Raw genomic sequence first — 26,413 nt, forward strand, 5'->3', positions numbered from 1 at the left:
GAATGAGCCCACGATGCTCGCGCGAATCCTGAAGCGGTACCTCCGCCCCTCCGCACCCCTCATCGTCGACGTCGTGGTGTTCCAGCTCGCGCAGGCGCTCGCCTCGCTGCTGCTGCCCGCGCTCAACGCCGACATCATCGACCGCGGCATCGCGCGCGGCGACACCGGGTACATCCTCGGCGTCGGCGGCATGATGCTCGGCATCGCGCTCGTGCAGATCGCGTGCGCGATCACCGCCGTCTACTTCGGCGCGCGCGTGGCGATGGCGCTCGGCCGCGACCTGCGCGGCGCGATCTTCGCCCACGTCGGCACCTTCAGCGAGCGGGAGGTCGCCCGCTTCGGCGCCCCCTCGCTCATCACCCGGTCGACGAACGACGTGCAGCAGGTGCAGATGCTCGTGCTCATGAGCCTGACGATGCTCGTGAGCGCGCCCATCCTCGCCGTCGGAGGCGTCGTCATGGCGCTGCAGCAGGATGTCGGGCTCTCGGCGATCATGGCGGTCGCGATCCCCGTCCTCCTCATCGCCGTGAGCCTCATCATCGTGCGCATGGTGCCGCTCTTCCGCGTCATGCAGGAGCGCATCGACGGCGTCAACCGGGTGCTGCGCGAGCAGCTCGCGGGCATGCGGGTCGTGCGCGCGTTCGTCCGCGAGCAGCACGAGATCGACCGGTTCGCCGACGCGAACGCGGCGCTCACGCAGACCGCGCTGCGGGCCGGGCGGCTGTTCGCGCTCATGTTCCCGATCGTGCTGCTCGTGCTCAACGCCTCGAGCGTGGCGGTGCTGTGGTTCGGCGCCGCGCGCATCGAGGCGGGCCAGATGCAGGTCGGGGCGCTCACCGCGTTCCTCACCTACCTGATCCAGATCCTCATGGCCGTGCTCATGGCGACCTTCATCGCCGTCCTGCTGCCGCGCGCGACCGTCTCGGCCGACCGCATCGGGGAGGTGCTCGAGACGCGGTCATCGGTCGTCCTCCCGAGCGCGCCGGTGACGGAGCTCGCGACGCGCGGGCGCGTCGAGCTGCGCGGCGTCGGCTTCGAGTACCCGGGCGCCGCCGAACCGGTGCTCGCCGGCGTCGACCTCATCGCCGAGCCGGGAACGGTCACAGCCATCATCGGCAGCACCGGCTCGGGCAAGACGACCCTCGTGAGCCTCCTCCCGCGGCTCATCGACGCGACCGCGGGCCAGGTGCTCATCGACGGGGTCGACGTGCGCGACCTCGACCCCGACGTGCTGTGGGCGCGCATCGGTCTCGTGCCGCAGCGCCCCTTCCTGTTCTCCGGCACGATCGCGTCGAACCTCCGATTCGGCAAGCCCGACGCCGCCGACGACGAGCTGTGGGCAGCGCTCGAGATCGCGCAGGCCGCCGACTTCGTCCGGGCCATGCCCGACGGTCTCGACACCGCGGTCGCCCAGGGCGGCACGACCGTGTCGGGCGGACAGCGCCAGCGACTCGCGATCGCCCGTGCGCTCGTCAAGCAGCCGCCGATCTACGTCTTCGACGACTCCTTCTCGGCCCTCGACACCGCGACGGATGCCCGGCTCCGTCAGGCGCTGCGCCGCGCCGTCGCCGACGCCACGGTCATCATCGTCGGCCAGCGCGTCGCGACCGTGCAGGACGCCGACCAGATCATCGTGCTCGAGGACGGCGCCGTCGTCGGCCGCGGCACCCACGCCGAGCTGCTCGCCCGCAATGGGACGTACGCCGAGATCGTCAGCAGCCAGCAGCGGGTGGAGGCGGGAGCATGAGCGAGCGGGCCAGCGCCCCCGAGCGCCCGGTCGGCCCTCCCGGCGGGGTGCGGCGCGGCCCGATGGGGGGTCCGATGGGCGGCGGCATCGGCATGCCGGCCGAGAAGGCGACCTCGTTCGGGCCGTCGGCGAAGCGACTCGTGGGCCGGCTCCGACCCGAGCGGGGCCGCGTCATCGCGGTCATCGCGCTCGGCGTCGTCAGCGTGCTGCTGAGCGTCGTCGGCCCCGCGCTGCTCGGACTCGCGACGAACCTCATCGTCGAGGGGGTCTTCGGCAGCGCCGACCTCGCCGGCGAGGCCGGCGACGGCGGGGGAATCGACGTCCCCGCGCTGCAGCTGCTGCTCGGCGGCGTGCTGCTCGTCTACGTCTTCTCGTCGCTGTTCTCGTGGCTGCAGGCCTACGTGCTCAACGGCGTCACCCAGCGCACGATCTACCGACTGCGCGAGGAGGTGCAGGCGAAGCTCAACCGGCTGCCGCTGACCTACTTCGATCGCGTGCAGCGCGGGGAGGTGCTGAGCCGCGTCACCAACGACATCGACAACGTCTCGCAGAGCCTGCAGCAGACGATGAGCCAGCTCCTCACCTCGCTGCTCACGGTCATCGGCGTCGTCGTGATGATGTTCGTCATCTCGCCCGTGCTCGCGCTCGTGTCCCTCATCACCATCCCGCTCACGCTCGTGATCACCGCGGTGATCGCGAAGCGCTCGCAGTCGCTCTTCGCGGCGCAGTGGCGGCACACCGGCGAGCTCAACGCGCAGATCGAGGAGACCTTCACCGGCCACGCCCTCGTGAAGGTCTTCGGCCGGCAGCGCGAGGTCGAGGCGCGGTTCCGCGCCAAGAATGACGAGCTCTACGCGGCGAGCTTCGGCGCCCAGTTCGTCAGCGGCATCATCATGCCCGCCATCATGTTCGTCGGGAACCTCGTCTACGTCGCGATCGCCGTCGTCGGCGGCCTGCTCGTCACGACCGGGGCGATGACGATCGGCGGCGTGCAGGCGTTCATCCAGTACTCCCGGCAGTTCACCCAGCCCCTCAGCCAGCTCGGCTCGATGGCGAACCTCCTGCAGTCGGGCGTGGCGAGCGCCGAGCGCGTGTTCGAGCTCATGGACGCGCCCGAGCAGTCGGCCGACCCCGACCCGGGGGAGCGGCCCGAGGCATCCACCGGTCGACTCGTGTTCGAGGGGGTGTCGTTCCGCTACGAGGCAGACCGGCCCCTCATCGACGATCTGTCGCTCGTCGCCGAGCCCGGCCAGACGGTCGCGATCGTCGGGCCGACGGGCGCCGGCAAGACGACGCTCGTGAACCTCATGATGCGCTTCTACGAGCTCGACGGCGGTCGGATCACCCTCGACGGGGTGGACATCGCCGCGATGACGCGCGACGACCTGCGCTCGCGCATGGGCATGGTGCTGCAGGACACATGGCTGTTCGGCGGCACGATCCGCGACAACATCGCCTATGGCCGCCCGGACGCGACCGAGGAGGAGATCCTCGACGCCGCCCGCGCGACGTACGTCGACCGGTTCGTGCACTCGCTGCCGGACGGCTACGACACCGTGCTCGACGACGACGGCGGGAACGTGAGCGCGGGCGAGAAGCAGCTGCTGACCATCGCGCGGGCGTTCCTCGCCCGGCCGAGCGTGCTGATCCTGGACGAGGCCACGAGCTCGGTCGACACGCGCACCGAGGTGCTCGTGCAGCACGCCATGGCGGCGCTGCGTCGCGACCGCACGAGCTTCGTCATCGCGCACCGCCTGTCGACGATCCGCGACGCCGACCTCATCCTCGTCATGGAGGCGGGACGCATCGTCGAGCAGGGCAGCCACGCGGAGCTGCTCGTCGCCGACGGCGCCTACGCGCGGCTCTACGACGCGCAGTTCGCTGAGCCCTTGGGCGAGGCGTAGCTAGCACAGTGCTGAGCCCTTGGGCGAGGCGTAGCCAGCACAGTGCTGAGCCCTTGGGCGAGGCGTAGCCGGCACAGTGCTGAGCCCTGGGCGAGGCGTCGGCACGGCGCCGAGAACGCCGCTCGTGATCAGATCGGTGCGGCCTCGTCGCGCGGCGGGTTCTGCAGCACCGAGATGATGTTGCCCGCGGGGTCGGTGAACCAGGCGATGTCGGGGCCGCGGTCGGTGGTGATCCCGCGGGCGATGCCCCGGGCATCCTGCCCGAAGCCCTCGTAGCGCAGGAGCGTCACGCCGGCCGCCTCGAGCTCGTCGACGGCCCGGTCGATGTCGTCGACCTCGAGGTTCAGCACCGTGTAGGTGGCGGGCTCGTGGTCGGGCTTCGGGTAGATGAGCACCCAGCCGCCGCCGGGCAGCTCGAGCGAGAGCTGCCCCATCATCTCGGTGGCGACCTCGAGGCCGAGCACGCCCCCGTAGAACGCTCGCGCCGCGTCGATGTCGGGAACGGCGAACCCGGCGAAGGCGAAGGCGAGGGTCCTCATGGACGGGAGGCTACTCCCGTGCGGGCAGCGCGTCGACGGGCTGCCCGCCGGAGGCGAGCTCGTCGGTGAGCTCGGGAGCGGTGAGCTGTCTCGGCTGCTCCTCGATCGTGCGCGGAGCGGGCACGACCTTGCTCTCATCGAGCCCGTCGAGCCGTCGGGCGGTGACGAGCACGCGGCTCTCGAGCGAGCTCGCGAACTGGTTGTAGGCCTTCACGCTGCGCTCGATCGCGCCGCCGAGAGCGTCGGCGTGCTCGGCGAGCTTGGCGAGGCGCGAGTAGAGCTCCTTCGACAGGTCGAACAGCAGCTTCGCCTCGTCGGTGAGCACCTCCTGCTGCCAGGTGAAGGCGATCGTCTTCAGCACCGCCCAGAAGCTCACCGGGCTCGCGAGCGCGATGCGCTTGGAGAACGCGTACTCGAGCAGGCTCGGGTCCTTCTCCAGCGCGGCGGCGAGCAGCGGCTCGTTCGGGATGAACGCGATCGTGAACTCGGGGCTCGCCTCGAGGCCCGTGAAGTAGTTCTTCGCGGCGAGCGCGTCGACGTGCGCCTTGATGCGCTTGGCGTGCTCGGTCAGCAGCGAGGCGCGACGCGCCTCTTCCTCGCCGGTCGCCGTCGCGGGGATCGCGCTCGCCTCGATGTAGCTGTTGTACGGCACCTTCGCGTCGACCGCGATCGACTTGCCGCCGGGCAGTCGCAGCACCATGTCGGGACGACGCGCCGCGCCGTCGGCCTCGATCGACTCCTGCAGGAAGAAGTCGACGCGGTTGAGCAGCCCGGCCGACTCGACGAGAGTGCGCAGCTGGGTCTCGCCCCAGACCCCGCGCGTGGCGTTGTTGCGCAGAGCGCTCGCGAGCGACTCGGCGGTCGCCCGCAGGCGCTCCTCCGCCTCGGTCGCCTGCCGAAGCTGCTGCGAGAGCTCGCCGTGCTGCCGGCTGCGCTGCGTCTCGAGCTCGGTGACCTTCGCCTGCATCGTCCGCAGCATCTCCTGGACGGGGGTGAGCTGCTGCAGGACTCGGCTCTCGGCGCGCTCTCGCTCCGTCTGCACCTGCTGCTCGGCGCGCTGGCGCTCCACGAGCTCACGGTGCTGCTCCTGCTGCTGCACGACCTGATCGCGCAGGGCCGCGGCCGTCGCCTGCAGGCCGGCGAGCTCGCTCGAGAGCCGCGCCCGATGCGAGGCCTCCTCCGCGCGCACCTCGGCCAGCAGGGCCTGATGCCGCGCCTCGATGATCGCCGGGTCCTCCGTCGCGGGGCGTGCGCGTCGCGCCAGCAGCACGCCGACCGCGAGGCCGAGCAGCACACCGAGCAGCGCGCCGATGAGGAGGGGGAGGAGGAAGTCCATAGCGAGGAGTGTGGCAGGGGCGTCCGACATCGCCGGCGCCCGCGCACCGCGCCATAGGGTGAGCGCATGGCCTCCGCTCCGCGCCCGCAGGACGTCTCGACGGATGACGTGCGCTACCTCGTCGCCGTCGCGCGCGTCGGGCGCATGACCTCGGCGGGGACGCTCCTCGGCGTCGACCACACGACCGTCCGCCGCCGCATCGACCGGCTCGAGGCCGCGCTCGGCGCTCGGCTGCTCGACCGGGGCGCCGACGGATGGGAGCTCACCGCGATCGGGCGCGAGGTCGTCGATCGGGCATCCGCCCTCGAGGGCATCGTCGAGCAGGTCGTCGCGGCCGCCTCGGGCGACGGGGCCGTGCGCGGCACCGTGCGCGTCGCCGCCCCGGACGGCTTCGGGGCGATGTTCGTGGCTCCGGCGCTCGCCGCGGTGCGGGCCCGGCACCCCGGCATCGCCCTCGAGCTCGTGACCTCGACGCGGCCGCTGAGCCTGCGCGGCTCCGGCTTCGACCTCGCCGTGACGATCGGCGCGGCCCGTGCGGCGCGGGTGCAGTCGGAGCCGCTCGCGGAGTACGCGCTGCGCCTCTACGCCTCGCGCGACTATCTCGCCGCCCGCCCGCCAGTGCGCGCGCTCGCCGACCTCGAGGGCCACGACCTCGTCTTCTACGTCGACGCGCTGCTCACGGTGCGCGAGCTCGACCTCGCGCCCGTGCTCGGCGGCATGCGGCTCGGCTTCGGCTCGACGAGCGTGTTCGCGCAGGTGGAGGCCACGCGCGCTGGCGCCGGCATCGGACTCCTCCACGCCTTCATGGGCGAGGCGGATGCCCGGCTCGTGCCCGTGCTGCCCGAGCTCGTCGACTTCCGGCTGGAGCTCACCCTCTCGACGCGGCCCGAGAGCCCCGCCGTCGACGCCGTCGCGATCGTGCGCGACGCCCTGCGGGCGGAGGTCGCGCGCCGGCGGGACGAGCTCGTCCCGCCGCGCTGAGACGCATCTGCAGATCTGCACATCGACTGTGCACCTTCACCGCTTGAGTGCAGATCACAGGGAGCGCAGACTGGGCACGAACCCCACCCTCTTCGCTGTCAGGAGCATCCCCATGACCATCGTCCAGCACTGGGTCGACGGAGCCGCGTTCGCGGGCTCCTCGACGCGCACCGCTCCCGTCTACAACCCCGCCCTGGGCTCCGTGGCCCGCGAGGTCGCGCTCGCGACGACCGCCGACGTCGACGCCGCCGTCGCCTCGGCGAAGGCCGCCCTGCCCGGCTGGTCCCGTACGCCCGTCGGCAAGCGGCAGCAGATCATGTTCGCCTTCCGCGAGAAGCTCAACGCGCGCAAGGACGAGCTCGCGGCGATCCTCACCGCCGAGCACGGCAAGGTCACCTCCGACGCGCTCGGCGAGATCGCCCGCGGCCTCGAGGTCGTCGAGCTCGCCTGCTCGATCCCGCAGCTCATGAAGGGTGAGTACGCCGAGCAGGTCTCGACCGGCGTCGACGTGTACTCGATCAAGCAGCCCGTCGGCGTGGTCGGCATCATCAGCCCCTTCAACTTCCCGGCCATGGTGCCGCTGTGGTTCTTCCCTCTCGCCGTCGCGGCGGGCAACACCGTCGTCCTGAAGCCGAGCGAGAAGGACCCGTCGGCGTCGATCTGGCTCGCCGAGCTCCTCACCGAGTGCGGTCTGCCGAACGGCGTGCTCAACGTCGTCAACGGCGACAAGGAGAGCGTCGACGCCCTCCTCGACAACCCCGACGTCGCGGCGATCAGCTTCGTCGGCTCGACGCCCATCGCGAAGTACATCTACGAGCGCGGCACCGCGAACGGCAAGCGCGTGCAGGCCCTCGGCGGCGCGAAGAACCACATGCTCGTCCTCCCCGACGCCGACCTCGATCTCGTCGCCGACTCGGCCGTCAACGCCGGCTTCGGCTCGGCCGGCGAGCGCTGCATGGCGATCTCGGTCGTCGTCGCCGTCGAGCCCGTCGCCGACGAGCTCATCGCCAAGATCTCCGAGCGCATGAGCACGCTGAGGGTCGGCGACGGCACGCGCAACTGCGACATGGGCCCGCTCATCACGAAGGAGCACCGCGACAAGGTGGCCGGCTACCTCGACGTCGCCGAGACCGACGGCGCCGAGATCGTCGTCGACGGCCGCGGCATCGACATCGACGGCGACGCGAACGGCTTCTGGCTCGGCCCGACGCTCATCGACAAGGTGCCGACCTCGTCACGCGTCTACACCGAGGAGATCTTCGGCCCCGTGCTCTCGATCGTGCGCGTGCAGAGCTACGACGAGGGCCTCGAGCTCATCAACGGCTCGCAGTACGGCAACGGCACGGCGATCTTCACCAACGACGGCGGTGCAGCGCGCCGATTCCAGAGCGAGGTCACCGTCGGCATGATCGGCATCAACGTGCCCATCCCCGTGCCGGTCGGCTACTTCTCGTTCGGCGGCTGGAAGGACTCGCTGTTCGGCGACACGAAGGCCTACGGCACGCAGGCGATCCACTTCTTCACGCGCGAGAAGGCGATCACCTCGCGCTGGCTCGACCCGAGCCACGGCGGCATCAACCTGGGCTTCCCCCAGAACGGCTGATCACCGCCGCCGCTGCCTCCCATCGGGGCAGGGGCGGGGCGGATGCGGGGCTCGCGCCGAGGCGCGAGCCCCGTTCTCGTTCTCCGGCGACCGTTCTCGGTCGCTGACAGGCGGGCGAGTTGTGGAGGAGCCGTGGATGAGCGATGGACGACGTGTGGCCGATCGGTGGATCGCGGCTTCGTAGTTTGAACCCATCGCACCACCCCCAGACCTTCAGAGCTCGTCCGCTCCACCCCACCAAGGAGAACCCCCATGAAGCACGCAGCCGCTCCCGCCAAGAAGTCCGCCGGCCTGAAGTTCCTCGTCCCGGTCGCCACCCTCCTCGCTGCCGTCGCGCTGACCGCCGGCTCGGGCGCCGACTTCGTCTCCACCTCGGTCAACACGAGCAACGTCTACGCCTCCGGCACCCTGACCCAGAGCAACAGCAAGGCGAACGCCGCGATCTTCTCGCTCTCGAACCTCAAGCCGGGTGACTCGGTCGTCGGCAGGGTCACGATCACCAACACGGGAACGCTGCCCGCGACCTTCCGCCTGAGCGAGGCCGCGACGAACGGCTTCGTGAACAAGGCCAACCTGTCGCTCTCGATCGCCGCGGCCTCGGCCCCCGGCACCCCGGTCTGGGCCGGAACCTTCGGCACCGCAGGAACCGTCGCCCTCGGCAACTTCGCCGCCGGCGAGGCCCGCGAGTACATCTTCACGGTCACCCTCGCGCAGTCGGCCGACAACACCGAGCAGGGCAAGACCGCCTCGGCGACCTACACCTGGGACGCCATCCAGACCGCGGCGACGACCTACAACCAGTAGTCGCTCGCCCCGCCAGCCGCGCCGGCGCGGGCCTCCCTCCTGGGGCCCGCGCCGGCGTCGCCGCATCACCGCATCGCATCACCGCACTGCCGCACCGCACTGCCGCACCGCTCCGCCGCTCGACTCTCCGTCCGCCCCGACCGCGAAGGACCCCACGATGCTCTCGATCGCCCGCCGCGCAGCCCGCCGCACCGCCCGCGTCCTCGTCGGCGTCGTCGGCGTCGCGACCCTCGTCTTCGCCCTCATCATCCTGATCCCGGGGATGCTCGGCCTCGAGCGCTACGTCATCACGGGCGGCTCGATGTCCGGGTCCATCGAGCGGGGCGACCTCGTGTTCTCCGAATCCCGCCCCGTCGGCGATCTCGCGGTCGGCGACGTCATCACCTACATTCCGCCGGCCGAGTCCGGCCTCACCGAGCTCGTGACCCACCGCATCATCGAGGTGGAGCAGAGCGCCGAGGGCCCCCTCTTCCGCACGCAGGGCGACGCGAACGCCTCGGCCGATCCGTGGCAGTTCCGTCTCGACGGCGAGTCGCAGGCCGTCCACATCGCGACCGTTCCGGCGCTCGGCTGGGTCTTCATCGCCCTCGCCGACTCCGCCAACCGCATGCTGCTGCTCGGCGTGCCCTCGGCGATCATCGCCCTCATGGCGCTCCGCGAGATCGTCCGGCTCCTCCGCCCCGCCCCCGGCACCGTCCGGAACCTGGACGAGCTCTCGGCCCGCGCTCGAGCCACGGACTCCGCCGCGACCGCCGCCGACGCGGAGGCCCCCCGCGTCCTCGCGGCGTCGCGCGTCACCGCGATTGTGGATCAGCCGTAACCATCGCGTTGACGGGGTGTGGGCGCCTCCTCCGTAGTTTCGGAAGCAGCCCCGCACCCGCGGGCATCGAGCAGAGAGGAGACACGTCATGTCCGGGCGCTCCTCTCTGCTCGTCTCCTCGCTCGGGCTGCTCGTCGGCGCCGCCGTCCTCGGCGCCCCGGCCTTCTCGACCGCCGCGTTCACGGCCAGCACGAGCAACGCCGCCTCGACCGTCTCGGCCGCCGCCGACTGGACGCCGCCCACCGTGGCGATCGCCGACCCGGGCTCGCCCGTGAAGGGCACGGTCGCTCTCTCGGCGACGGCCTCCGACGGCGAGTCCCTCATCGCGACCGTCGTCATCCAGTACCAGCTGCCCGACGCCGCCGCCTGGACCACTGTCTGCACCGACACGACTGCCCCCTACTCGTGCGCCTGGAGCACCGCGGGCCTCGCCGACGGCAACTACGACGTCCGCGCCATCGCCACCGACGCTGCCGGCTACTCGACCGCGTCGGCACCGGCCCGCACGCTCGTCGCCAACAACGTCCTCGTCGTCCTGGCCGCTCCCGCCGACGTGGTCCGCGCGACCGTGCCCCTCTCCGCGTCGATCGTCAACGGCGGCACCGCCGCCTACTCGATGCGCATCGAGTACGCCCCGGCCGGCACGACAACGTGGAAGACCCTCTGCACGATCTCCGCCTCCCCCTACACGTGCTCGTGGGTGACGACCGGGTACGCCAACGACTTCGTCGACCTGCGCGCCGTCGCCACCTCCGGCGGCACGAGCCACACCTCCGCCGTGGTCGCCGACATCCTCGTCGACAACCTGGCTCCCGTCGCGACGATGGTCGACCCGGGCTCGCCTCTGAGCGGCTTCGTGACGCTCGCGGCGACCGCGACCGACGCCCACTCCGGCGTCGCCCAGGTCGTCATCCAGTCGGCCCCCACCGGCTCTACGACGTGGACCTCCCGCTGCACCGTCACCGCGGCGCCCTACAGCTGCCGCATCGACAGCGCGGCGCTCGCCGACGGCGGCTACTCGTTCCGCGCCATCGTCACCGACGCCGCAGGCAACAGCACGACCTCGGCGACGATCGCCAACCGGATCGTCGACAACACGGTCTCCTCCGTCTCGGTCGTCGATCCCGGCGCCTACCTCCAGGGGACGGTCTCGGTGAGCGCGAACGCGTCGTCCACCGCGGGGATCACGTCAGTGACCATCCAGCGCTCCCCGAGCGGCGCCGGCACCTGGACGGACATCTGCGTCGACTCCGCGAGCCCGTACGCCTGCTCGTGGACGACCACGGGCGTCGCGGACGGCACGTACGACCTCCGTGCCGTCCTGGTGGATGGCGCCGGACGCACCACGACCTCCGCGATCGTCGCCGCTCGGCAGGTGGACAACACACCGCTGCGCGGCTACGACGTCCAGGCCGTCAACGGCGGCACGACCCTCGGGCGTCTCGAGTCAGGAGACACCCTGACCCTCACCTACAACGACGCCGTGTCGCTCGGCACCATCACGAGCGGCTGGACGGGCTCGGCGCTCGCCGTCACGCTCCGCCTCCAGGATGGCAACCTGCTCGGTCTGGGCAACGCCGGCGACACGATCGACGTCCTGCGCAGCGGTTCGGCCGTCGCCCTCGGCTCCGTCGCGGTCAGGAACGATGTGATCAAGTCGTCGAGGACGGTCAGCTTCGCCTCGACGATGACGGCCTCCACCGCGGTCGTCAACGGCCGCACCGTCACGGTCGTGAGCATCCGCCTGGGTGCCTCCAGCGGCGGCGGGCTGCGCACCACGAGCCTGACCGGTGCGATGATCTGGACCCCCTCGAGCTCCGTCACCGACGCCTTCGGCAACCGCGCCTCGACCGCCCCGACCACCGAGCTCGGCACGCTCGACCGGGACTTCTGATGCGGTCGTCGACGGCCACTCGGCTCGTCCTCGCCACGGGCGCGGCCATGCAGGCAGCGGCTCACGCGGCGGCGGCGGGGCCGCTCGTCGCCTCCGGCCACGTCATCGGGAGCATCCTGGCCCTCTTCTGCCTCGTGGGCGTGTGGGCCGCACTGCGCCTCCTCCTCGTCGACTGCGTCGAGGGCCGGGCGATCGTCGTCACGCTCGCCGTGCTCACGCTCATCGGCATCGGCCTGTCGACGACGATCGGGTACCCCGGGCAGGAGGCGGCGCCCCTCACCGCGGCGGGGATCGTCGGAGCGCTCTCGAGCGTCACCGCGTGCGCCGCGATGCTCGTCCCGCGCACGGCGCGAGCGCCCGGAGTGACGGAGCGGGCGACCTATCATCGATGAGATGGCGCACACGATTCTCGTCGTCGAGGACGACGACGGCATAGCCCTGCCTCTCACGCGCGCCCTCGGCCGCGAGGGCTACACCGTCGAGCGCAGCGCCACGGGCGGCGACGCCGTCGACCGCGTGGGCGTCGGCGACGTCGATCTCGTCGTGCTCGACCTCGGCCTGCCCGACATGGACGGCCTCGAGGTGTGCCGCTGGATCCGCGTGAACGGCTTCGACGGCCCCGTGCTCATCCTCACGGCGCGCGGCGGGGAGCTCGACCGCGTGGTCGGCCTCGACGTCGGCGCCGACGACTACATGGCGAAGCCGTTCGGACTCGCCGAGCTCCTGGCGCGCGTGCGGGCTTTGCTGCGGCGCGCGGTGCGTCCGGCGACGGATGCTCCTGCCGCGACCCCGTCGGTCGCCTCCGACGCAGCGCCGCCCGCCGACGCCGGGCCGGCCGCGCCGGTGCCGGCGCCCGCACTCCCGTCGACCGCCCTGCGCCTCGACTCGAGCGCCCGCCGCGCCTGGGTCGGCTCCGACGAGATCGTGCTCACCACGAAGGAGTTCGACGTCCTCGCCCTCCTCCTCGTCGACCGCGGAGCGGTCGTCACGCGCGAGGAGCTCATGGATCGCGTCTGGGACGAGAACTGGTTCGGCTCGACCAAGACCCTCGATGTCACGATCGGGCGCCTGCGCCAGAAGCTCAGCGCCGCCGGGTCGGGCTCGCGCGTGACGGCGATCCGCGGCGTCGGCTTCCGGATCGACGACGATGCGTGAACGGCTCATCGCGGCCTTCGTCGGCCTGACGATCGCGGTGGTCGCCCTGTACGGGATCCCGCGCGCCTACATCGTCGCCGAGCAGGTGCAGCAGAACGAGGAGCGCAAGATCGAGCGCTCGCTCGACCTGCTCGCCGTCCTGCTCGTCGAGCGCTCGAGCGACGCCGCCCCCATCACCGAGGACTTCCTGTCGCGACTCCTCAACGAGGCCGAGCGGATCGAGTACGTGGCCCCCGACGGCGCGAGCACGGTCGCGGCCGGCAGCGAGGTGTCGGACGGGTCGCACGACATCGTGCGGAGCATCCCCCTCGAGAACGGCGGGAGCGTCACGCTCTCGCGCGCGAGCGACCTCATCGAGCAGCGCATCGCGGACGCCGTCATGCCCGTCGTGCTCATCGGCATCGCCCTGGTCCTCGGCTCCGTGCTCCTCGGCTTCTGGCTCGCGCGACGGCTCGCCCGCCCGTTCCAGGAGCTCGCACGCGTGGCCGACGAGCTCGGGTCCGGGCGGTTCGACGTCGAGGTGCCCCACTACCGGGTTCCCGAGGCGGAGGAGATCGCCTTCGCCCTGCGATCGAGCACGGATGCCCTGCGCGAGCTCGTCCGCCGCGAGCACGAGTTCGCCGCCAACGCCTCGCACCAGCTCCGCACCCCGGTCACGGCGCTGCGGCTCGAGCTCGAGGACCTCGCGATGTGGCCGGAGACGCCGCCGGTCGTCGCCGACGAGCTCGGCCGCGCACTGCGCGAGCTCGACCGGCTGTCGGAGACCGTCACCGAGCTGCTCGCGCTCGCGCGCGGTCAGCGGCTCGCCGCAGTCGCGGAGGTCGACCTCGGCGCGATCGTGCGCGAGGCGGAGGCGCGCTGGTCGCCCACCGCCTCGGGCGAGCGTCGACGCGTCACCGCGAGCACCCCCGACGCGCCGCTGCCCTCGCTCGTGCCGCCCGGCCCCGTCACCCAGATCCTCGACGTCCTCATCGAGAACGCGCTGCGGCACGGGCGCGGCCCGATCGCCCTCTCGGCCGTCGACCGCGGGACGCACGTCGAGCTCGCCGTCGCCGACGACGGGCCCCGGCCGAGCGATCAGGGCATCTTCGCCCGCGCGACCCGCGGCGATTCCAGCACGGGGGAGGGCATCGGGCTCGCGGTCGCGCAAGAGCTCGCGACGGCCCTCGGCGGCCACCTGCTGCTCGCGGAGGGGCGGACGACGACCTTCACCCTGCTGCTCGCGAAGCCTTCAGACGCGGGCGTCGGGCTCGGCGCCTCGGGCGTGGAGCGCCCCGCACGGTGACGTCGCGTGACGCGCGATGGCGGTTCATGACGGTGCGCGACGCCGCGTGACGGGCCCGCGTGACGCGGGGCGGGCATCCGCCTAGCGTGCCCGCATGACGATTCTCACCGCACCCTCCGTCCCCCTCTCGACCGCCGACGACCGCGCGGCCCGACTCATCGACGCCGGCGCCACGTGGACCGACCGCATCGCCGCGTCGCCGGCCTCCGCGCAGCTCACCTACCGCGTCTCGGGCGAGGGCGAGGGGTCGGTCGCGACGCGCATCCGCGCCGGCAAGCACGAGTTCGTCGTCGACGAGCCGGGAGCCCTCGCGGGCGACGACGTCGCGGCGAGCCCCGTCGAGTACGCGCTCGGCGCGCTCATCTCGTGCCAGGTCGTGGTCTACCGCCTGTACGCGCAGGCGCTCGGCATCCGCGTCGACGAGATCGACATCGCGGCCGAGGGCGACCTGGATGCGCGGCGACTCTTCGGCATCGACGAGAGCGTGCGGGCCGGCTTCAGCGACATCCGGCTCGTCATCACGATCACCGGGCCCGAGACGCTCGAGCGCTACGACGAGCTGCGGGCCGCCGTCGACGCGCACTGCCCGGTGCTCGACCTCTTCGCGAACCCGACGCCCGTGAGCGCGGTCGTGCGCAAGGGCTGACGGGCAGGATCGACCCCGTCTGTCAACGGGGTCACGGCGAGCGGATGCCCGGCCTAGCGTTCGGCGCATGGATCAGTCACAGATCATCACCCTCGTCGTCATCCTCATCGTCGTCGCGGCCCTCGCGGTCGTCGTCGCCGTCGTCGTCTCGCGCAAGCGCAAGGAGCAGCACGCGGAGCAGGAGCGCCGTCGTGCCCAGGAGCTGCAGGCGCAGGCCGAGCGCGACCGCATCACCGCCGCAGACCGCGAGGCGCGCGCCGCGGAGGCCGAGGCGGAGGCACGCCGCGCCGAAGCCGACGCCGCGAAGGCCCGCCAGGCCGCCGAGGAGCACGCGAGCACGGCGCAGGAGGTCCGCGCGCGCGCCGACGAGCGCAGCCGCGAGGCGGCGACGATCGTCGGGAACGACGGTCACGCCGACGGCGCGCACGCGGATGCTCGTCACGAGGATGTTCGTCACGACGATGTTCGTCACGACGACGTCCGTCACGACGACGTCCGTCACGACGACGTCCGTCACGACGAGGTCCGTCACGACGAGGTCCGTCACGACGAGGTCCGTCGGGATGGCGCCCAGCACGAGGGCATCCGCCTGGACGACGAGCCTCGCCGCTGAGCCGACGCTGAGTCGACGCTCTCGGCCGGTCGGCTAAGCGAGCGCGGCGGGGCGGCGCTCCGCCGCGGCCTCCGCGGCAGCCGCTCCGATCGCGCCGATCGTCGTGCCCGTGATGCGGGCGAGCTCATCGAGGTCGCCCGCGTCGTGGCGCTTCGCGGCGTGCACCATGATCGCCGCGCAGGCCTCGGCGTCGGCGAGCGCGTCGTGATGCGCGAAGTCCTCGAAGCCCGCGGCCATCGCCGCCACGGGGAGCCGGTACGAGTCGAGGTGGTAGGTGCGACGGGCGACGCGCAGGCTGCAGGCGTACCGCAGGCTCGGCACCTCGAGTCCGCTCGCCTCGGTCGCGGCGCGCAGCACGCCCATATCGAACCCCGCGTTGTGGGCCACGAGGGCGTCGTCGTCGACGAACTCGAGCAGGGCATCCAGCTGGTCGGCCCACAGAACGGCGTCGACGATGTCAGCGGCGGTGATGCCGTGGATGCGCGTGTTCCACTCGAGCATGTGGTCGAAGCCGAGCGGCGGCCGGATGAGCCACCCCGTCTTGTCGACCACGCGGCCGTCGGCGACCTTCACGAGGCCCACCGAGCAGGCCGAGGCCGCGTGGTTGTTGGCGGTCTCGAAGTCGATGGCGGTGAAGTTCAGCGGCACCCCTCCAGGGTCGCACGGGCCTCCGACGGCGCCGCACCGAACCGCCGCGCCGATGCGCCCACCATCCGTGTCATCGTTCGGCCCCGCACGGTTCTAGCCTGGTGACGTGCACTCCCTCCGCCGGTTCGCGCCGCCCGTCCTCGCGCAGCTGTTCTGGGCGACGAACTTCATCTTCGGCGCCCGCCTCATCGACGAGTTCACGCCCGTCGAGCTGACGACCTACCGCTGGCTCGGCGCGCTGCCGCTCCTGCTCGTCATCGCCTGGTGGCTCGAGCGCCCCGACTGGCGCGTCGCGTGGGCCGAGTGGAAGTGGCACCTGCTGCAAGCGATGCTCGGAATGGTCGGATACACCCTGCTGCTCTACGCGGCGCTCGGCACGAGCTCGTCGGTCAACGCCGCCGTCATCAGCGCCATGAGCCCGGCCACGATCACGATCGCCGCCGTCATCCTTCTCGGCGAGCGCGTCACCCGCATCGGCGTCGTCGGCATCGCGCTGTCGATCGTCGGCGTGCTCCTCGTCGTGCTCGCGGGGCAGGGGGATGCCTCGGCCGGCTTCTCCGTGTCGGTGGGCGACCTGCTGCTGGTCGGCTCCGTCCTCTCGTGGACGGCGTACGTCATCGTCTCGCGCCGCCTCACGACCCCGCCGATCACGGCGACGACCGTGCAGGTCGCGCTGAGCGTCGTCGTGCTCCTGCCCCTGCTGCTCATCACCGGCGCGCCCGCGCAGCCGACCGACGCCGGCTGGTTCGGCCTCGCCTGGATCATCGTCTTCCCCAGCGCCCTCGCCTACCTGCTGTGGAACATCGCCGCCGCGACCCTCGGCCCCTCGAAGACGGGCGTCTTCCTCAACCTGCTGCCCGTGTTCACGACGATCATCGCGATTGCCCTCGGCGACGTCGTCACGATCTGGCAGATCGTCGGCGGGCTCGTCGTCCTCGTCGGCGTCTACCTCGCGACGCGTCCGCCGCGCGTGCCGGCTGACCCGCCGCTCTACGCCGACGGCGCCGGCGAGCCGGGGGCCGCGCACACCGCACCGATCGAGATCGTCGGGCACGGGCATCCGTCGCCCCACGATGCTCACGCGGTGACCGACGCGGGGGATGCCCGGGGCCGGTACCGCGCGGAATAGCGCCCGCGCTCCATGCGTTCGCATGAGCATGACGCGACTCGGCTTCCTCTCGTTCGGCAACTGGAGCAACGTCCCCGGCTCGCTCACGCGCACCGGCGGCGAGGCGATCCTGCAGGGCATCGAGCTCGCCGTCGCGGCCGAGGAGGCCGGCGTCGACGGCGCCTACTACCGCGTGCACCACTTCGCGAAGAACTACTCCTCGCCCTACCCGATGCTCGCAGCAGCCGCGGCGCGCACCTCGCGCATCGAGCTCGGCACGGGCGTCATCGACATGCGCTACGAGAACCCGCTCGCGATGGCCGAGAACGCCGCCGCGACCGACCTCATCAGCGGCGGGCGCCTGCACCTCGGCATCAGCCGGGGGTCGCCCGAGACGTCGATCGCCGGGTACCGCGGCTTCGGGCACGTCCCCGGTGAGGGCTCGGTCGGCGACGTGCGCGCCGACGAGACCGACGCCGACATGGCGCGTCGCCACACGGCCGTCTTCCGCGAGGCGCTCACCGGAGCCGGCATGGCTCCCGCGAACCCGCAGATGGTCGGGGTGGGCGGGCTGCTGCCGGTGACGCCGCAGTCGCCGGGCCTCGCCGACCGCATCTGGTGGGGAGCCGGCACCCGCGCGACCGCCGTCTGGGCGGCCGAGCAGGGCATGAACCTCATGAGCTCGACGCTGCTGACGGAGGACACGGGCGTGCCCTTCGATGAGCTGCAGGCCGAGCAGATCGCCCTGTTCCGGTCGACGTGGGCCGCCGCCGGGTGGGAGCGTGCGCCGCGGGTGTCCGTGAGCCGCAGCATCATCCCGCTCATCGACGATGAGACCGAGTACTACTTCGGGCTGCACGGGCAGGCCGAGCAGCGCGACCAGGTCGGCATCCTCGATGGGTCTCGCTCGCGGTTCGGGCGCCAGTACATCGGCACGCCCGATCGCCTCGCGAAAGAGCTCTCTCGCGACGCCGCGGTCCTCGCGGCCGACACGCTGCTCGTGACGGTGCCGAACCAGCTCGGGGTCGACGTCAACGCGCGCATCCTCGCGTCGCTCGCGCGCGACGTCATGCCGGCGGTGCGGGCGGCGGTGCCGTCGCTCGCGTAGTGCGATCTGGGATGCTGGCGAGGTGAGCCGCGCCGCATCCGACGTCAGCATCCGTCCCTTCGACCCCGCGGATGAGCACGCGGTCATTGGGCTGTGGGACGAGGCCGGTTTGCTGCGCCCGTGGAACGACCCGCACGCCGACATCGCGCGCAAGCTCGCCGAGCAGCCCGAGCTCTTCTTCGTCGCCGCGCGGCCCGACGGAGAGATCGTCGGCGCCGTCATGGCCGGGTACGACGGCCACCGCGGCTGGCTCAACTACCTCGCGACGTCGACAGCTGCACGGGGGACGGGCGCCGGGCGCGCCCTCGTCGAACATGCCGAGGCGGAGCTGCTGCGCCGCGGATGCCCGAAGATCAACCTGCAGATCCGAGCGGGCAATGACGCCGTCGCGGGCTTCTACCGGCACCTCGGCTACACGGTCGACGAGACGATCGACATGGGCAAGCGGCTGATCATCGACGAGCCGCCGGCGGCGACGTGAAGCTCCTTCTGCTGAGCGATACGCATCTGCCCGTGCGAGCCAAGGCGCTGCAGGATCAGGTCTGGCGGCTCGTCGACGAGGCCGACCTCGTCATCCACGCCGGCGACTGGGTCGACCTCGCGACGCTCGACGCGCTGTCGGCGCGCGCCCGGAGGCTCGTCGGCGTCGCGGGCAACAACGACGGCCCCGAGCTGCGGGCGCGGCTCGGCGAGGTCGCGCGCGTCGAGGTCGAGGGCGTGCGCATCGCGGTGATCCACGAGACCGGGGCGGCCGCGGGTCGCGAGGCACGGTGCGACGTCCGCTTCGGCCCGGCATCGGAGCTCGAAGCCGACGTGCTCGTCTTCGGCCACTCGCACATCCCGTGGGATTCGACGACGCCCGGCGGCGTGCGCCTGCTCAACCCGGGTTCGCCGACCGATCGGCGGCGGCAGCCCGTCGGCACGGTCATGACGCTCGAGGTCTCCGGCGGGGCCGTGCGCGGCGTCGAGCTGGTGCAGACGCCGCGCTAGCCGCGCCCGGCCGCGCCCCGCGGTTCGACGAAGAGCGGGTTTGATGACGAAGAGCTCCGGTGATCGCGCTCGTCGTCACCAAAGCCGCTCATGCTCGCGCCTGCAAGCCTGCGCTGGCTCGATCTAGTCAGCCCGCCCTATCGCCCGGCCGCGTACCCCTGCGCCCCGCGCGAGTTCGACGCCGCGTACATCCACCCGCGCGAGCGGTCGATGCCGACGCAGCTCATGCGTCCGAGCGTCCACGGCCCGACGACGCTGACCGCGTGCCCCCGCGCGCGCAGCCCCTCGATCACGTCGTCGCCGAGCCGCGACTCGACCGTGAGCGACGCGACCTGCACCGTGCGCGGCTGGAACGACGCCACCATCGCGTCCGTGTGGAACATCGGCGCATCGATCGCCTGCTGCGGCTCGTAGCCGCCGACGATGCGGCGCAGCAGGTAGAGCAGCTGCCACTGGTCCTGCTGGTCGCCACCGGGCGTGCCGAGCGCCTCGAACGCTTCACCGGCGACCGCGAGCATCGTCGGCGAGAGCGTCGATCGGGGGCGGATGCCCGGCTCGAGCCGCGACGGAGACGCCGGGTCGAGCCACATCATCTGGGCGCGCGTGCCGAGGCAGAAGCCGAGGCTGGGGATCGTGGGGGAGGACTGCAGCCATCCGCCCGAGGGAGTCACCGACACGAGCGTGCCCCACTGGTCGACGACGTCGAGGTGGCACGTGTCGCCGCGGGAGCGGCCGCTGCGGTCGATCGTCGGCTCGCCCGCGCCCGACGGCGAGGCCGCGCCGCCCGCGACGGCGGCGGCGTGGTCGACGACCGGGGGCATCCACGGCGTACGGCCGCCGGGGCTGCCGGGTCGCACCTCGCGCGAGGCCTCGTCGCCGATCAGCTCGGCCCGCGAGGCCAGGTACGACGACGACAGAAGGTCTGCGAGCGGCACCTCGACCGCCGCCGCGTCGGCGAACCACGCGTCGCGGTCGGCCAGCGCGAGCTTGAGAGCCTCGACGATCGTGTGCACTCCGAGCTCGGTCGACGGGTCGAGCACGCCGTCTCCGTGCGTCGCGGCGCGCGCCTCGAGGATGCCCAGCGCCATGAGCAGGGCGGGCCCCTGCGTCCACGCCCCGGCCTTCACGACGTCGACCCCGCGGAAGGCGAGCATGACCGGCTCCTCCTCCGCTGGCGCGAACGCCGCGACGTCGGCCGCGGTGATGACGCCCGCGTGGTCGCCGCCCGTCGAGTGCCGCACGGGGGTCCGCACGAACTCCTCGATCGCCTCGGCGACGAAGCCGTGCTGCCACATTCCGATCGCGGCATGGATGCGGTCCTCGCGCGAGCCGGTCGACTCGCCGGCCGCGATCAGTCGCCTCAGCACCCCGGCCCACGCCTCGTTGCGGATCAGATCGCCCGCCTCGGGCACCTCGCCGCCGGGCATCCACTGCGCCTTCGACGTCGGCCAGTGCTCGTCGAACAGCGGCGCGACCGCGCGGATCGTGCGCACCACGTTCTCATGCACGGGGTGGCCCTCGGCCGCGTAGCGCAAGGCGGGGGAGAGCACGTCGCGCAGCTCCCACGTTCCGCGCTCGGCGAGCAGGGTCAGCCACGTGACGACCGAGCCGGGCACGGCGGCCGCGAGCGGGCCCGCGCCCGGAACCTCGTCGAGACCGAGAGACCGGTAGTGCGAGATCGTCGCGCCCGCGGGCGCCGCGCCCTGCCCCGCGAGCACGATCGGCGCCTCGCCCGCGGGCGCGATGAGCCCCGTGAGATCGCCGCCCGGCCCGTTGAGGTGCGGCTCGACGACGTGCAGCACGAACGCGCACGCGACGGCCGCGTCGATCGCGGTACCGCCGCGCTCGAGCACCGACTGGGCGGTCGCGGTGGCGAGCCAGTGGGTGCTCGCCGCCATGCCGAAGGTGCCGCGCAGCTCGGGGCGCGTGCGATCGGCGAGCGGAGGGGTGAAGGCGGAGCCAGCATCGACGGTGGTCATCCTTCGAGGCTAGCCCGGGCATCCCTCATCGAATGCTGCGACGGCGGGCGCGCCGCGCCCCGCCGGTAGGCTGGTGGATCGTGGCTCTCTCTATCGGCATCGTCGGCCTGCCCAACGTCGGCAAGTCCACCCTCTTCAACGCGCTCACCGAGAACGACGTGCTCGCGGCGAACTACCCGTTCGCGACGATCGAGCCCAACGTCGGCATCGTCGAGCTGCCCGATGAGCGCCTGCAGGTGCTCGCCGGCATCTTCGGCAGCGAGCGCATCCTGCCCGCGACGGTGTCGTTCGTCGACATCGCCGGCATCGTGAAGGGCGCGAGCGAGGGCGAGGGGCTCGGCAACCAGTTCCTCGCGAACATCCGCGAGTCGGATGCGATCGCGCAGGTCGTGCGCGCCTTCACCGACGATGACGTCGTGCACGTCGGCGGCAAGGTCGACCCCGCCGGCGACATGGAGACCATCAACACCGAGCTCATGCTCGCCGACCTGCAGACGCTCGAGAAGGCGATCCCGCGCTACGAGAAGGAGGTCAAGGGCAAGAAGCTCGACCCCTCGGTGCTGCAGGTGGCGCAGGATGCTCACGCGCTGCTCTCCGCGGGCACCACCCTCTCGGCGGCGGGCTTCGACGCCGCGCCGATCCGCGAGCTCGGCCTCCTCAGTGCGAAGCCGTTCATCTACGTGTTCAACGTCGACGAGGGCGTGCTCGGCGACGCTGCGCGCATGGACGAGCTCGCCGCGCTCGTCGCGCCCGCGAAGGCCGTCTTCCTCGACGCCAAGATCGAGAGCGAGCTCATCGGGCTCGACGCTTCAGATGCTGCGGAGCTCCTGGCCTCGACCGGGCAGACCGAGAGCGGGCTGCACCAGCTCGCCCGCATCGGCTTCGACACGCTCGGCCTGCAGACCTACCTCACTGCGGGCCCCAAGGAGTCGCGCGCCTGGACGATCGGCAAGGGCTGGAAGGCTCCGCAGGCGGCCGGCGTGATCCACACCGACTTCGAGAAGGGCTTCATCAAGGCGGAGGTCATCTCGTTCGACGACCTCGTCGCGTGCGGCTCGGTCGCCGAGGCCCGCTCGAAGGGCAAGGCCCGCATCGAGGGCAAGGACTACGTCATGCAGGACGGCGACGTGGTCGAGTTCCGCTTCAACGTGTAGTGAGCCCCGGCTCCTAGATTCTCACCCGAACGCACGCGGAGGTTGCCTTGAACGCATTCGAAGGGACGGGCCAGAACTCGGCCGTCGTGCAACTAGTGGCAGCTGGGTCGGGAGCAACCGGCGTTGCCGCCGGCGCGCTTTTGGGATTCCTGGTCGGGGGCCCGGAGGGGGCCGCCTTGGGGGGCGGTTCAGGCGCGCTACTTCAGGAGGGAATAAAGGGTGCCGTCGGGCACATAGCGGTTCGTTTGTCCACTGATATGGAAAGGGAGCGAGTAGGCACGTGCCTTATCCTCGCCCACCGCCTGATCGCGGAAAGGCTAAACGCCGGAACTCCTCTACGGGAGCCCGGCTTTTTCAGTCGGCGTGAACGTCGTGCACAGAGGCAACTGCGCTCAGAAGCCGAAGAGTTGCTAGAGGGAACGTTCCTTGCCGCCCGGGATGCCTACGAAGAACGAAAGGTCGAACTGCTAGCGCGTTTTTACGCCAACGCGGCGTTTGCGACGAATTTGGATCCAAGCCATCTGAATCATATCTTGAATCTGGCAAAGCTGCTTACCTACCGACAACTCGTGATTGTAGGTATTCTGGGGAGTCAAGAACTTTCGCGGGTGAGGTCCCTTGACTTCAGGGGCAGCGAATCATTGCCGGCAGCTACAGTCGGCGTGCTGTTCGAGCTTTACCAGATGGTAGGTCTGGACCTAATAGTCTCGGCGGACAGTTCTTACATCATGGGCGTGGCGGATATAAACCCGAGCCTATTGCGATTGCAGGGAAACGGAGTCCACCTTTTTCAGCTACTCAGGCCCGACGAGGTGCCGACAGACGAGCAGCGGTTCTTCTTCGAAGCGTTCGGTGTGTAGACGCCGTGTGAGTCCTGTCCGCAAGAATAGGCTGATGAAGCTTATTGTGTCCGGGCGGACACAAATGCCATTCTGCTCGGCGCTGTTTTGGTACCCGTGTACGAGCGCATCCGAGGTAGGCGCCGACAGTGAGGTCAGCCCACTACTCGAAGCCAGTCCCTGACTCGCACTTCCATCCGTTCCACATCGGCTTCCGTCAAGCGTCCAGTGTGGGCAAGAGCGCGACGAGTTCGGTTCAGCTCCTCAAAATAGTATTTGACCCACGCTTGATCTCCCAGCAGACCTTCGAAGTGAGGCCATTGGGACAAGATTATGTCCGCGTACTGAGGAAAATCGACATACGAGAGCAGGGAATTGCCCCGAGGCCCGTGCCATCGCGACCGAGCGTCGTCATCGCGACGTCTTTCGGCACTCTTCCTAATTGTGGGATCTACACCGATCGACCACCAGGTTTCGGCTCCTAGCGCATCGCGCAAGGTTGACTCGATCAGCTCTCGAATTGAGTTCTCCAGGCAGTACAACAACTCATAGACATCTCCCATGAAGCCTGCCTGAGCTCGAGAAGCTTCGGAAAAGTTTGCGATCGTACTTGGGCGGTCTGCATTCCGGATCGCCTCGGTGACGTTGGTTGCTCGGTTTACGTTCAGCGCTCTAAATAGGAAAGCTTGCAGCTCAGTGGACGAGCTGTTCATGACAAGTGAGACTTCAGAGATTTGAATATGGCGTCATAAACGGCCACGTCAGTGGTTAGCGGCAGGTGTACATGCACGTCATGTCGGAGTGTGAGTCCGCCGACGGACCCGACCGGGTGCGGCGTCTCGGTGGACGCTGCCTCAACAAGTACCTGGTCATTCGTCCTCTCCGAGGTTGGCGTTGCCCCGCCACTTGTGAAGTCGGCGAGCGAGCACAATGCGGTGAACGTCAGTGCCATCTTGGCGCTTATCGAGTCGCCCTTGTCCGACAGTCGGCCGAACACGCCCGTGAGTTGCGAAGAGGACTTTCTATATGCTTCGGTGTCAATCGCAAAAACGTCGGCGTAGGCTTCACGGATGCCCTGTGCAAGGGACGTTTTGGCTACTGATTTGTCTTTGTAGCGCCTATATCGATCTGTGGGTGTCGCGGCGTCATTCAGAAATCCAAGGGATTTCAGAACCGGAATCATTGGACGATCGCCTGAACTCGCGTATCCGAGCTGTTTCAGGAATTCGTATGAGAACTTTTCGGGAACACCGGCGCGCTGAATCGCATCGAATATTGCTGCCGTGTTCTTAGTGGAAGTGAGGTACGAAGTCGGGACGGACATGTCCGCAGAATACCCCGAGTGTGAGGATTGCGCACTCTATCTCTGCCTTTGATCGTATCGCAATTTGTAGTCGGCCGGCCCGGAGTCGGAGAGCTCGACAGTAGATGGGGGTGATGACACAGATGGCACCGGAAAGTGGAGAGCGCCCTGCGATGGGTTGGCGATGCGGAACAAAGGGCCGATCTCCGGGGCGCGAAACCCGGAATGTGGTTGCATGCCACCCCGTGGTTATGTCCTATACAGCGGGTTCCTCCCGCAGCCGCGGCTCGACGCGGTTCTTCGGGTGGTAGCCCGACTTGTCGGCGTAGTACCCGCGGATCCGCTCCATGTCGGCCGCCACATCGCCGGTGAGCTCGAACGTCGGCCCGAGGCCGGTGGTCATCGTGGTCCGGTCGACGTACCCGAGGGTCACGGGCAGGCCGGTCTCGCGCGCGATCCGGTAAAAGCCAGACTTCCAGTGCGTGTGCCCCGAGCGCGTGCCGTCCGGTGTGACGACGAGGCTGAACACCTCGCCGGAGCGCATCCGCTCGACGACCTCCGACACCACACGGCCGGGCGCCTCCCGATCGACCGGGATACCACCGAGGCGCAGCATCAGCGGCCCCCTCCACCCGCGGAACAGGCTCTTCTTGCCGAGCCACTTGATGTGGATGTCGAGCTTCCACGTGATGGCGAGCATGAACACGAAGTCCCAGTTCGACGTGTGCGGCGCCCCGATGAGCAGGGTCGGGCGGTCCGGGGCGGTTTCGGTCTCGAGGCGCCACGGGCTGACGGCCCAGAACGCACGGGAGGCGAGGCGGCGCAGGAGCATGACTCAAGCGTATGCCGAGGGTCCTGCAGCGATAGCGTCGCCGCATGCGCACCCTCACCGTCTGCAACTTCGTCACGATCGACGGCCGCTACGAGGACGACGACCACGACATCGCATCGTTCTTCGAGCACCTGCACGCCGACTACCGCGCCGCCGACCACTTCGACCACTACAACGCCGGTCTCGTCCGCTCGTCCGACACCCTGCTGCTCTCGGGCCGTCAGTCGACGCTCGGCAACCTCGGCTACTGGAAGGGCGTGCGCGACGACCCGCACGCGACCCCCATCAGGCGCGAGTTCGCCGAGCTCATCGAGGCGATCGAGAAGGTCGTCGTCTCCGACACGATCACCGAAGAGGATCTCGCGCCGCATCCGAACACCCGCATCGTGTCGGTGGCGGATGCCCGCGCCGAGGTCACTCGCCTGAAGCAGCTCGACGGCCGCGGCATCCTGGTCATCCTGGGCCGCCGTCTCTGGAACGACCTCATGCACGCAGGGCTGGTCGATGAGCTGCACCTCGTCACGTTCCCGCTCATCGCCGGAGGCGGGGTCGCCCTCTTCGACAACCGGCCACCGGTCTCGCTGAGGCTGCTCGGCACCGAGACCTGGGCCGAGGCCGGGCAGGTGCTCATGCGCTGGGCGGTCGAGCCCGCGAGTGCTGTCGATGCCTGACGCGACCGAGCGGAACCTTGTGCGCAAAGTCGTCGGCTACGTGCTCCGTGACGACCGACTGCTCGTCTTCACCCACGACGACGTGCCCCTCGAGGAAGCCGGCATCCAGGTGCCCGCTGGCTCGATCGAACGTGGCGAGGAGCCGCGCGATGCTGCAGCGCGCGAAGTGCTCGAGGAAACCGGCGTCGAGACGCGCGTCGTGAAGGAGCTCGGTATCGAGCACTACGACATCAGCCCGTCCCGACCGGAGATTCACGAGCGCCACTTCTTCCAGCTCGAACCCGCCGACGCCGACCTGCCCGAGCGGTGGGCGGCAGGCGAGTTCTCCCCGTCCGGCAGCGGGGCCGGAGCGCGGTGGACGTGCTGGTGGCTCCCGATCGAGCACGGCCACGTGCTGAGCGCCGGCTTCGGGGCGCGCCTCGGTCAGCTCGACCTCGGGCGCGGCTGATGCGGC

The 26,413-nt window shown here is 70.5% G+C and carries 27 protein-coding genes; 20 read left to right on the forward strand and 7 right to left on the reverse strand.

The features are described 5' to 3' along the window. The first annotated feature begins 13 nt into the window (after positions 1 to 13). Positions 14 to 1,747, forward strand: a complete 1,734-nt coding sequence (locus ASC54_RS05900) for an ABC transporter ATP-binding protein (RefSeq protein ID WP_055897291.1) — start codon at positions 14 to 16, stop codon at positions 1,745 to 1,747. Next, positions 1,744 to 3,651, forward strand: a complete 1,908-nt coding sequence (locus ASC54_RS05905) for an ABC transporter ATP-binding protein (RefSeq protein ID WP_055897293.1) — start codon at positions 1,744 to 1,746, stop codon at positions 3,649 to 3,651. Before ASC54_RS05900 ends, ASC54_RS05905 begins: the two co-directional genes overlap by 4 nt. Before the next feature lie 128 nt (positions 3,652 to 3,779). On the opposite strand, the gene ASC54_RS05910 is transcribed toward ASC54_RS05905, so the two are convergent. Both ASC54_RS05910 and ASC54_RS05915 read right to left on the reverse strand, forming a co-directional pair. Continuing rightward, positions 3,780 to 4,190 carry a VOC family protein gene (locus ASC54_RS05910; RefSeq protein ID WP_055897296.1) on the reverse strand — a complete coding sequence of 137 codons (411 nt, stop codon included), beginning with the start codon at positions 4,188 to 4,190 and terminating at the stop codon, positions 3,780 to 3,782. A gap of 10 nt (positions 4,191 to 4,200) precedes the next feature. After that, the gene (locus tag ASC54_RS05915) at positions 4,201 to 5,526 is read right to left on the reverse strand and encodes a DNA recombination protein RmuC (RefSeq protein WP_055897299.1); all 1,326 of its coding nucleotides are present in this window, start codon (positions 5,524 to 5,526) and stop codon (positions 4,201 to 4,203) included. Positions 5,527 to 5,592: 66 nt separating this feature from the next. Here ASC54_RS05915 and ASC54_RS05920 point away from each other — a divergent pair, with 66 nt between their 5' ends. The 10 genes from ASC54_RS05920 to ASC54_RS12775 all read left to right on the forward strand — a co-directional run bounded on the left by ASC54_RS05920 (position 5,593) and on the right by ASC54_RS12775 (position 15,327). Beyond that, entirely contained in the window at positions 5,593 to 6,507 is a 915-nt protein-coding gene (locus ASC54_RS05920) for a LysR family transcriptional regulator (RefSeq protein ID WP_055897302.1), read from the forward strand. A 112-nt stretch (positions 6,508 to 6,619) separates the two neighbouring features. Then, the gene (locus ASC54_RS05925; protein ID WP_055897305.1) at positions 6,620 to 8,110 is read left to right on the forward strand and encodes a CoA-acylating methylmalonate-semialdehyde dehydrogenase; all 1,491 of its coding nucleotides are present in this window, start codon (positions 6,620 to 6,622) and stop codon (positions 8,108 to 8,110) included. Between the two features lie 252 nt (positions 8,111 to 8,362). Beyond that, positions 8,363 to 8,914: a TasA family protein gene (locus ASC54_RS05930; protein WP_055856437.1), complete on the forward strand. Its 552-nt coding sequence runs from the start codon at positions 8,363 to 8,365 to the stop codon at positions 8,912 to 8,914. Between the two features lie 157 nt (positions 8,915 to 9,071). Continuing rightward, positions 9,072 to 9,734 carry a signal peptidase I gene (locus tag ASC54_RS05935; protein ID WP_055856435.1) on the forward strand — a complete coding sequence of 221 codons (663 nt, stop codon included), beginning with the start codon at positions 9,072 to 9,074 and terminating at the stop codon, positions 9,732 to 9,734. Positions 9,735 to 9,822: 88 nt separating this feature from the next. Further along, on the forward strand, positions 9,823 to 11,628 hold the full coding sequence (locus tag ASC54_RS05940) for an Ig-like domain-containing protein (RefSeq protein WP_055897308.1): 1,806 nt from the start codon (positions 9,823 to 9,825) through the stop codon (positions 11,626 to 11,628). 47 nt (positions 11,629 to 11,675) lie between these two features. Next, a complete protein-coding gene (locus ASC54_RS05945) occupies positions 11,676 to 12,020 on the forward strand; it encodes a hypothetical protein (RefSeq protein ID WP_156376738.1) in 345 nt (114 codons plus the stop codon). Between the two features lies 1 nt (position 12,021). Next, complete coding sequence (locus tag ASC54_RS05950; protein ID WP_055856427.1) at positions 12,022 to 12,783, forward strand: response regulator transcription factor; 762 nt, start codon at positions 12,022 to 12,024, stop codon at positions 12,781 to 12,783. After that, complete coding sequence (locus ASC54_RS05955; RefSeq protein ID WP_055856423.1) at positions 12,776 to 14,068, forward strand: HAMP domain-containing sensor histidine kinase; 1,293 nt, start codon at positions 12,776 to 12,778, stop codon at positions 14,066 to 14,068. The genes ASC54_RS05950 and ASC54_RS05955 overlap by 8 nt, the downstream gene beginning before the upstream one ends. Positions 14,069 to 14,162: 94 nt before the next feature. Further along, on the forward strand, positions 14,163 to 14,714 hold the full coding sequence (locus ASC54_RS05960) for an OsmC family protein (RefSeq protein WP_082514887.1): 552 nt from the start codon (positions 14,163 to 14,165) through the stop codon (positions 14,712 to 14,714). Between the two features lie 67 nt (positions 14,715 to 14,781). After that, positions 14,782 to 15,327, forward strand: coding sequence for a hypothetical protein (locus ASC54_RS12775; RefSeq protein WP_156376739.1), 546 nt, complete (start codon positions 14,782 to 14,784; stop codon positions 15,325 to 15,327). Positions 15,328 to 15,360: 33 nt separating this feature from the next. On the opposite strand, the gene ASC54_RS05970 is transcribed toward ASC54_RS12775, so the two are convergent. Beyond that, the gene (locus tag ASC54_RS05970) at positions 15,361 to 15,975 is read right to left on the reverse strand and encodes an exonuclease domain-containing protein (protein ID WP_055897314.1); all 615 of its coding nucleotides are present in this window, start codon (positions 15,973 to 15,975) and stop codon (positions 15,361 to 15,363) included. Between the two features lie 106 nt (positions 15,976 to 16,081). Here ASC54_RS05970 and ASC54_RS05975 point away from each other — a divergent pair, with 106 nt between their 5' ends. The 4 genes from ASC54_RS05975 to ASC54_RS05990 are packed head-to-tail and all read left to right on the forward strand — an operon-like array spanning position 16,082 to position 19,181. Continuing rightward, the gene (locus tag ASC54_RS05975) at positions 16,082 to 17,104 is read left to right on the forward strand and encodes a DMT family transporter (protein WP_055897317.1); all 1,023 of its coding nucleotides are present in this window, start codon (positions 16,082 to 16,084) and stop codon (positions 17,102 to 17,104) included. Between the two features lie 28 nt (positions 17,105 to 17,132). Then, positions 17,133 to 18,191 carry an LLM class flavin-dependent oxidoreductase gene (locus ASC54_RS05980; RefSeq protein WP_082514959.1) on the forward strand — a complete coding sequence of 353 codons (1,059 nt, stop codon included), beginning with the start codon at positions 17,133 to 17,135 and terminating at the stop codon, positions 18,189 to 18,191. A 22-nt stretch (positions 18,192 to 18,213) separates the two neighbouring features. Next, positions 18,214 to 18,672 (forward strand): GNAT family acetyltransferase, encoded by a 459-nt coding sequence (locus ASC54_RS05985; protein WP_055856409.1) that lies wholly within the window; start codon positions 18,214 to 18,216, stop codon positions 18,670 to 18,672. Continuing rightward, positions 18,669 to 19,181 carry a metallophosphoesterase gene (locus tag ASC54_RS05990; protein WP_055856407.1) on the forward strand — a complete coding sequence of 171 codons (513 nt, stop codon included), beginning with the start codon at positions 18,669 to 18,671 and terminating at the stop codon, positions 19,179 to 19,181. Before ASC54_RS05985 ends, ASC54_RS05990 begins: the two co-directional genes overlap by 4 nt. Positions 19,182 to 19,318: 137 nt before the next feature. Here the strand turns inward: ASC54_RS05990 and ASC54_RS05995 are convergent, their stop codons facing one another. Next, positions 19,319 to 21,160, reverse strand: coding sequence for a gamma-glutamyltransferase family protein (locus ASC54_RS05995; protein WP_055897323.1), 1,842 nt, complete (start codon positions 21,158 to 21,160; stop codon positions 19,319 to 19,321). An 80-nt stretch (positions 21,161 to 21,240) separates the two neighbouring features. Between ASC54_RS05995 and ychF the strand changes: the two genes are divergently transcribed. Next, positions 21,241 to 22,314 carry a redox-regulated ATPase YchF gene (ychF, locus tag ASC54_RS06000; protein ID WP_055897326.1) on the forward strand — a complete coding sequence of 358 codons (1,074 nt, stop codon included), beginning with the start codon at positions 21,241 to 21,243 and terminating at the stop codon, positions 22,312 to 22,314. A 47-nt stretch (positions 22,315 to 22,361) separates the two neighbouring features. Beyond that, on the forward strand, positions 22,362 to 23,174 hold the full coding sequence (locus ASC54_RS12780; protein ID WP_156376740.1) for a hypothetical protein: 813 nt from the start codon (positions 22,362 to 22,364) through the stop codon (positions 23,172 to 23,174). A gap of 134 nt (positions 23,175 to 23,308) precedes the next feature. On the opposite strand, the gene ASC54_RS13270 is transcribed toward ASC54_RS12780, so the two are convergent. The 3 genes from ASC54_RS13270 to ASC54_RS06010 form a co-directional block, all read right to left on the reverse strand. Next, complete coding sequence (locus tag ASC54_RS13270; protein WP_162242497.1) at positions 23,309 to 23,866, reverse strand: Swt1 family HEPN domain-containing protein; 558 nt, start codon at positions 23,864 to 23,866, stop codon at positions 23,309 to 23,311. Next, the gene (locus ASC54_RS12785) at positions 23,863 to 24,477 is read right to left on the reverse strand and encodes a DUF5343 domain-containing protein (RefSeq protein ID WP_156376741.1); all 615 of its coding nucleotides are present in this window, start codon (positions 24,475 to 24,477) and stop codon (positions 23,863 to 23,865) included. Before ASC54_RS12785 ends, ASC54_RS13270 begins: the two co-directional genes overlap by 4 nt. Positions 24,478 to 24,712: 235 nt before the next feature. Further along, positions 24,713 to 25,288 (reverse strand): 1-acyl-sn-glycerol-3-phosphate acyltransferase, encoded by a 576-nt coding sequence (locus ASC54_RS06010; protein ID WP_055897332.1) that lies wholly within the window; start codon positions 25,286 to 25,288, stop codon positions 24,713 to 24,715. Positions 25,289 to 25,332: 44 nt separating this feature from the next. Here ASC54_RS06010 and ASC54_RS06015 point away from each other — a divergent pair, with 44 nt between their 5' ends. Together ASC54_RS06015 and ASC54_RS06020 are read left to right on the forward strand one after the other, a co-directional pair. After that, positions 25,333 to 25,959: a dihydrofolate reductase family protein gene (locus tag ASC54_RS06015; protein ID WP_055897335.1), complete on the forward strand. Its 627-nt coding sequence runs from the start codon at positions 25,333 to 25,335 to the stop codon at positions 25,957 to 25,959. Next, entirely contained in the window at positions 25,952 to 26,407 is a 456-nt protein-coding gene (locus ASC54_RS06020; RefSeq protein ID WP_055897339.1) for an NUDIX domain-containing protein, read from the forward strand. Before ASC54_RS06015 ends, ASC54_RS06020 begins: the two co-directional genes overlap by 8 nt. Positions 26,408 to 26,413 lie beyond the last annotated feature (6 nt).

Source organism: Yonghaparkia sp. Root332 (assembly GCF_001425665.1).
Taxonomy (GTDB): Bacteria; Actinomycetota; Actinomycetes; order Actinomycetales; family Microbacteriaceae; genus Microcella.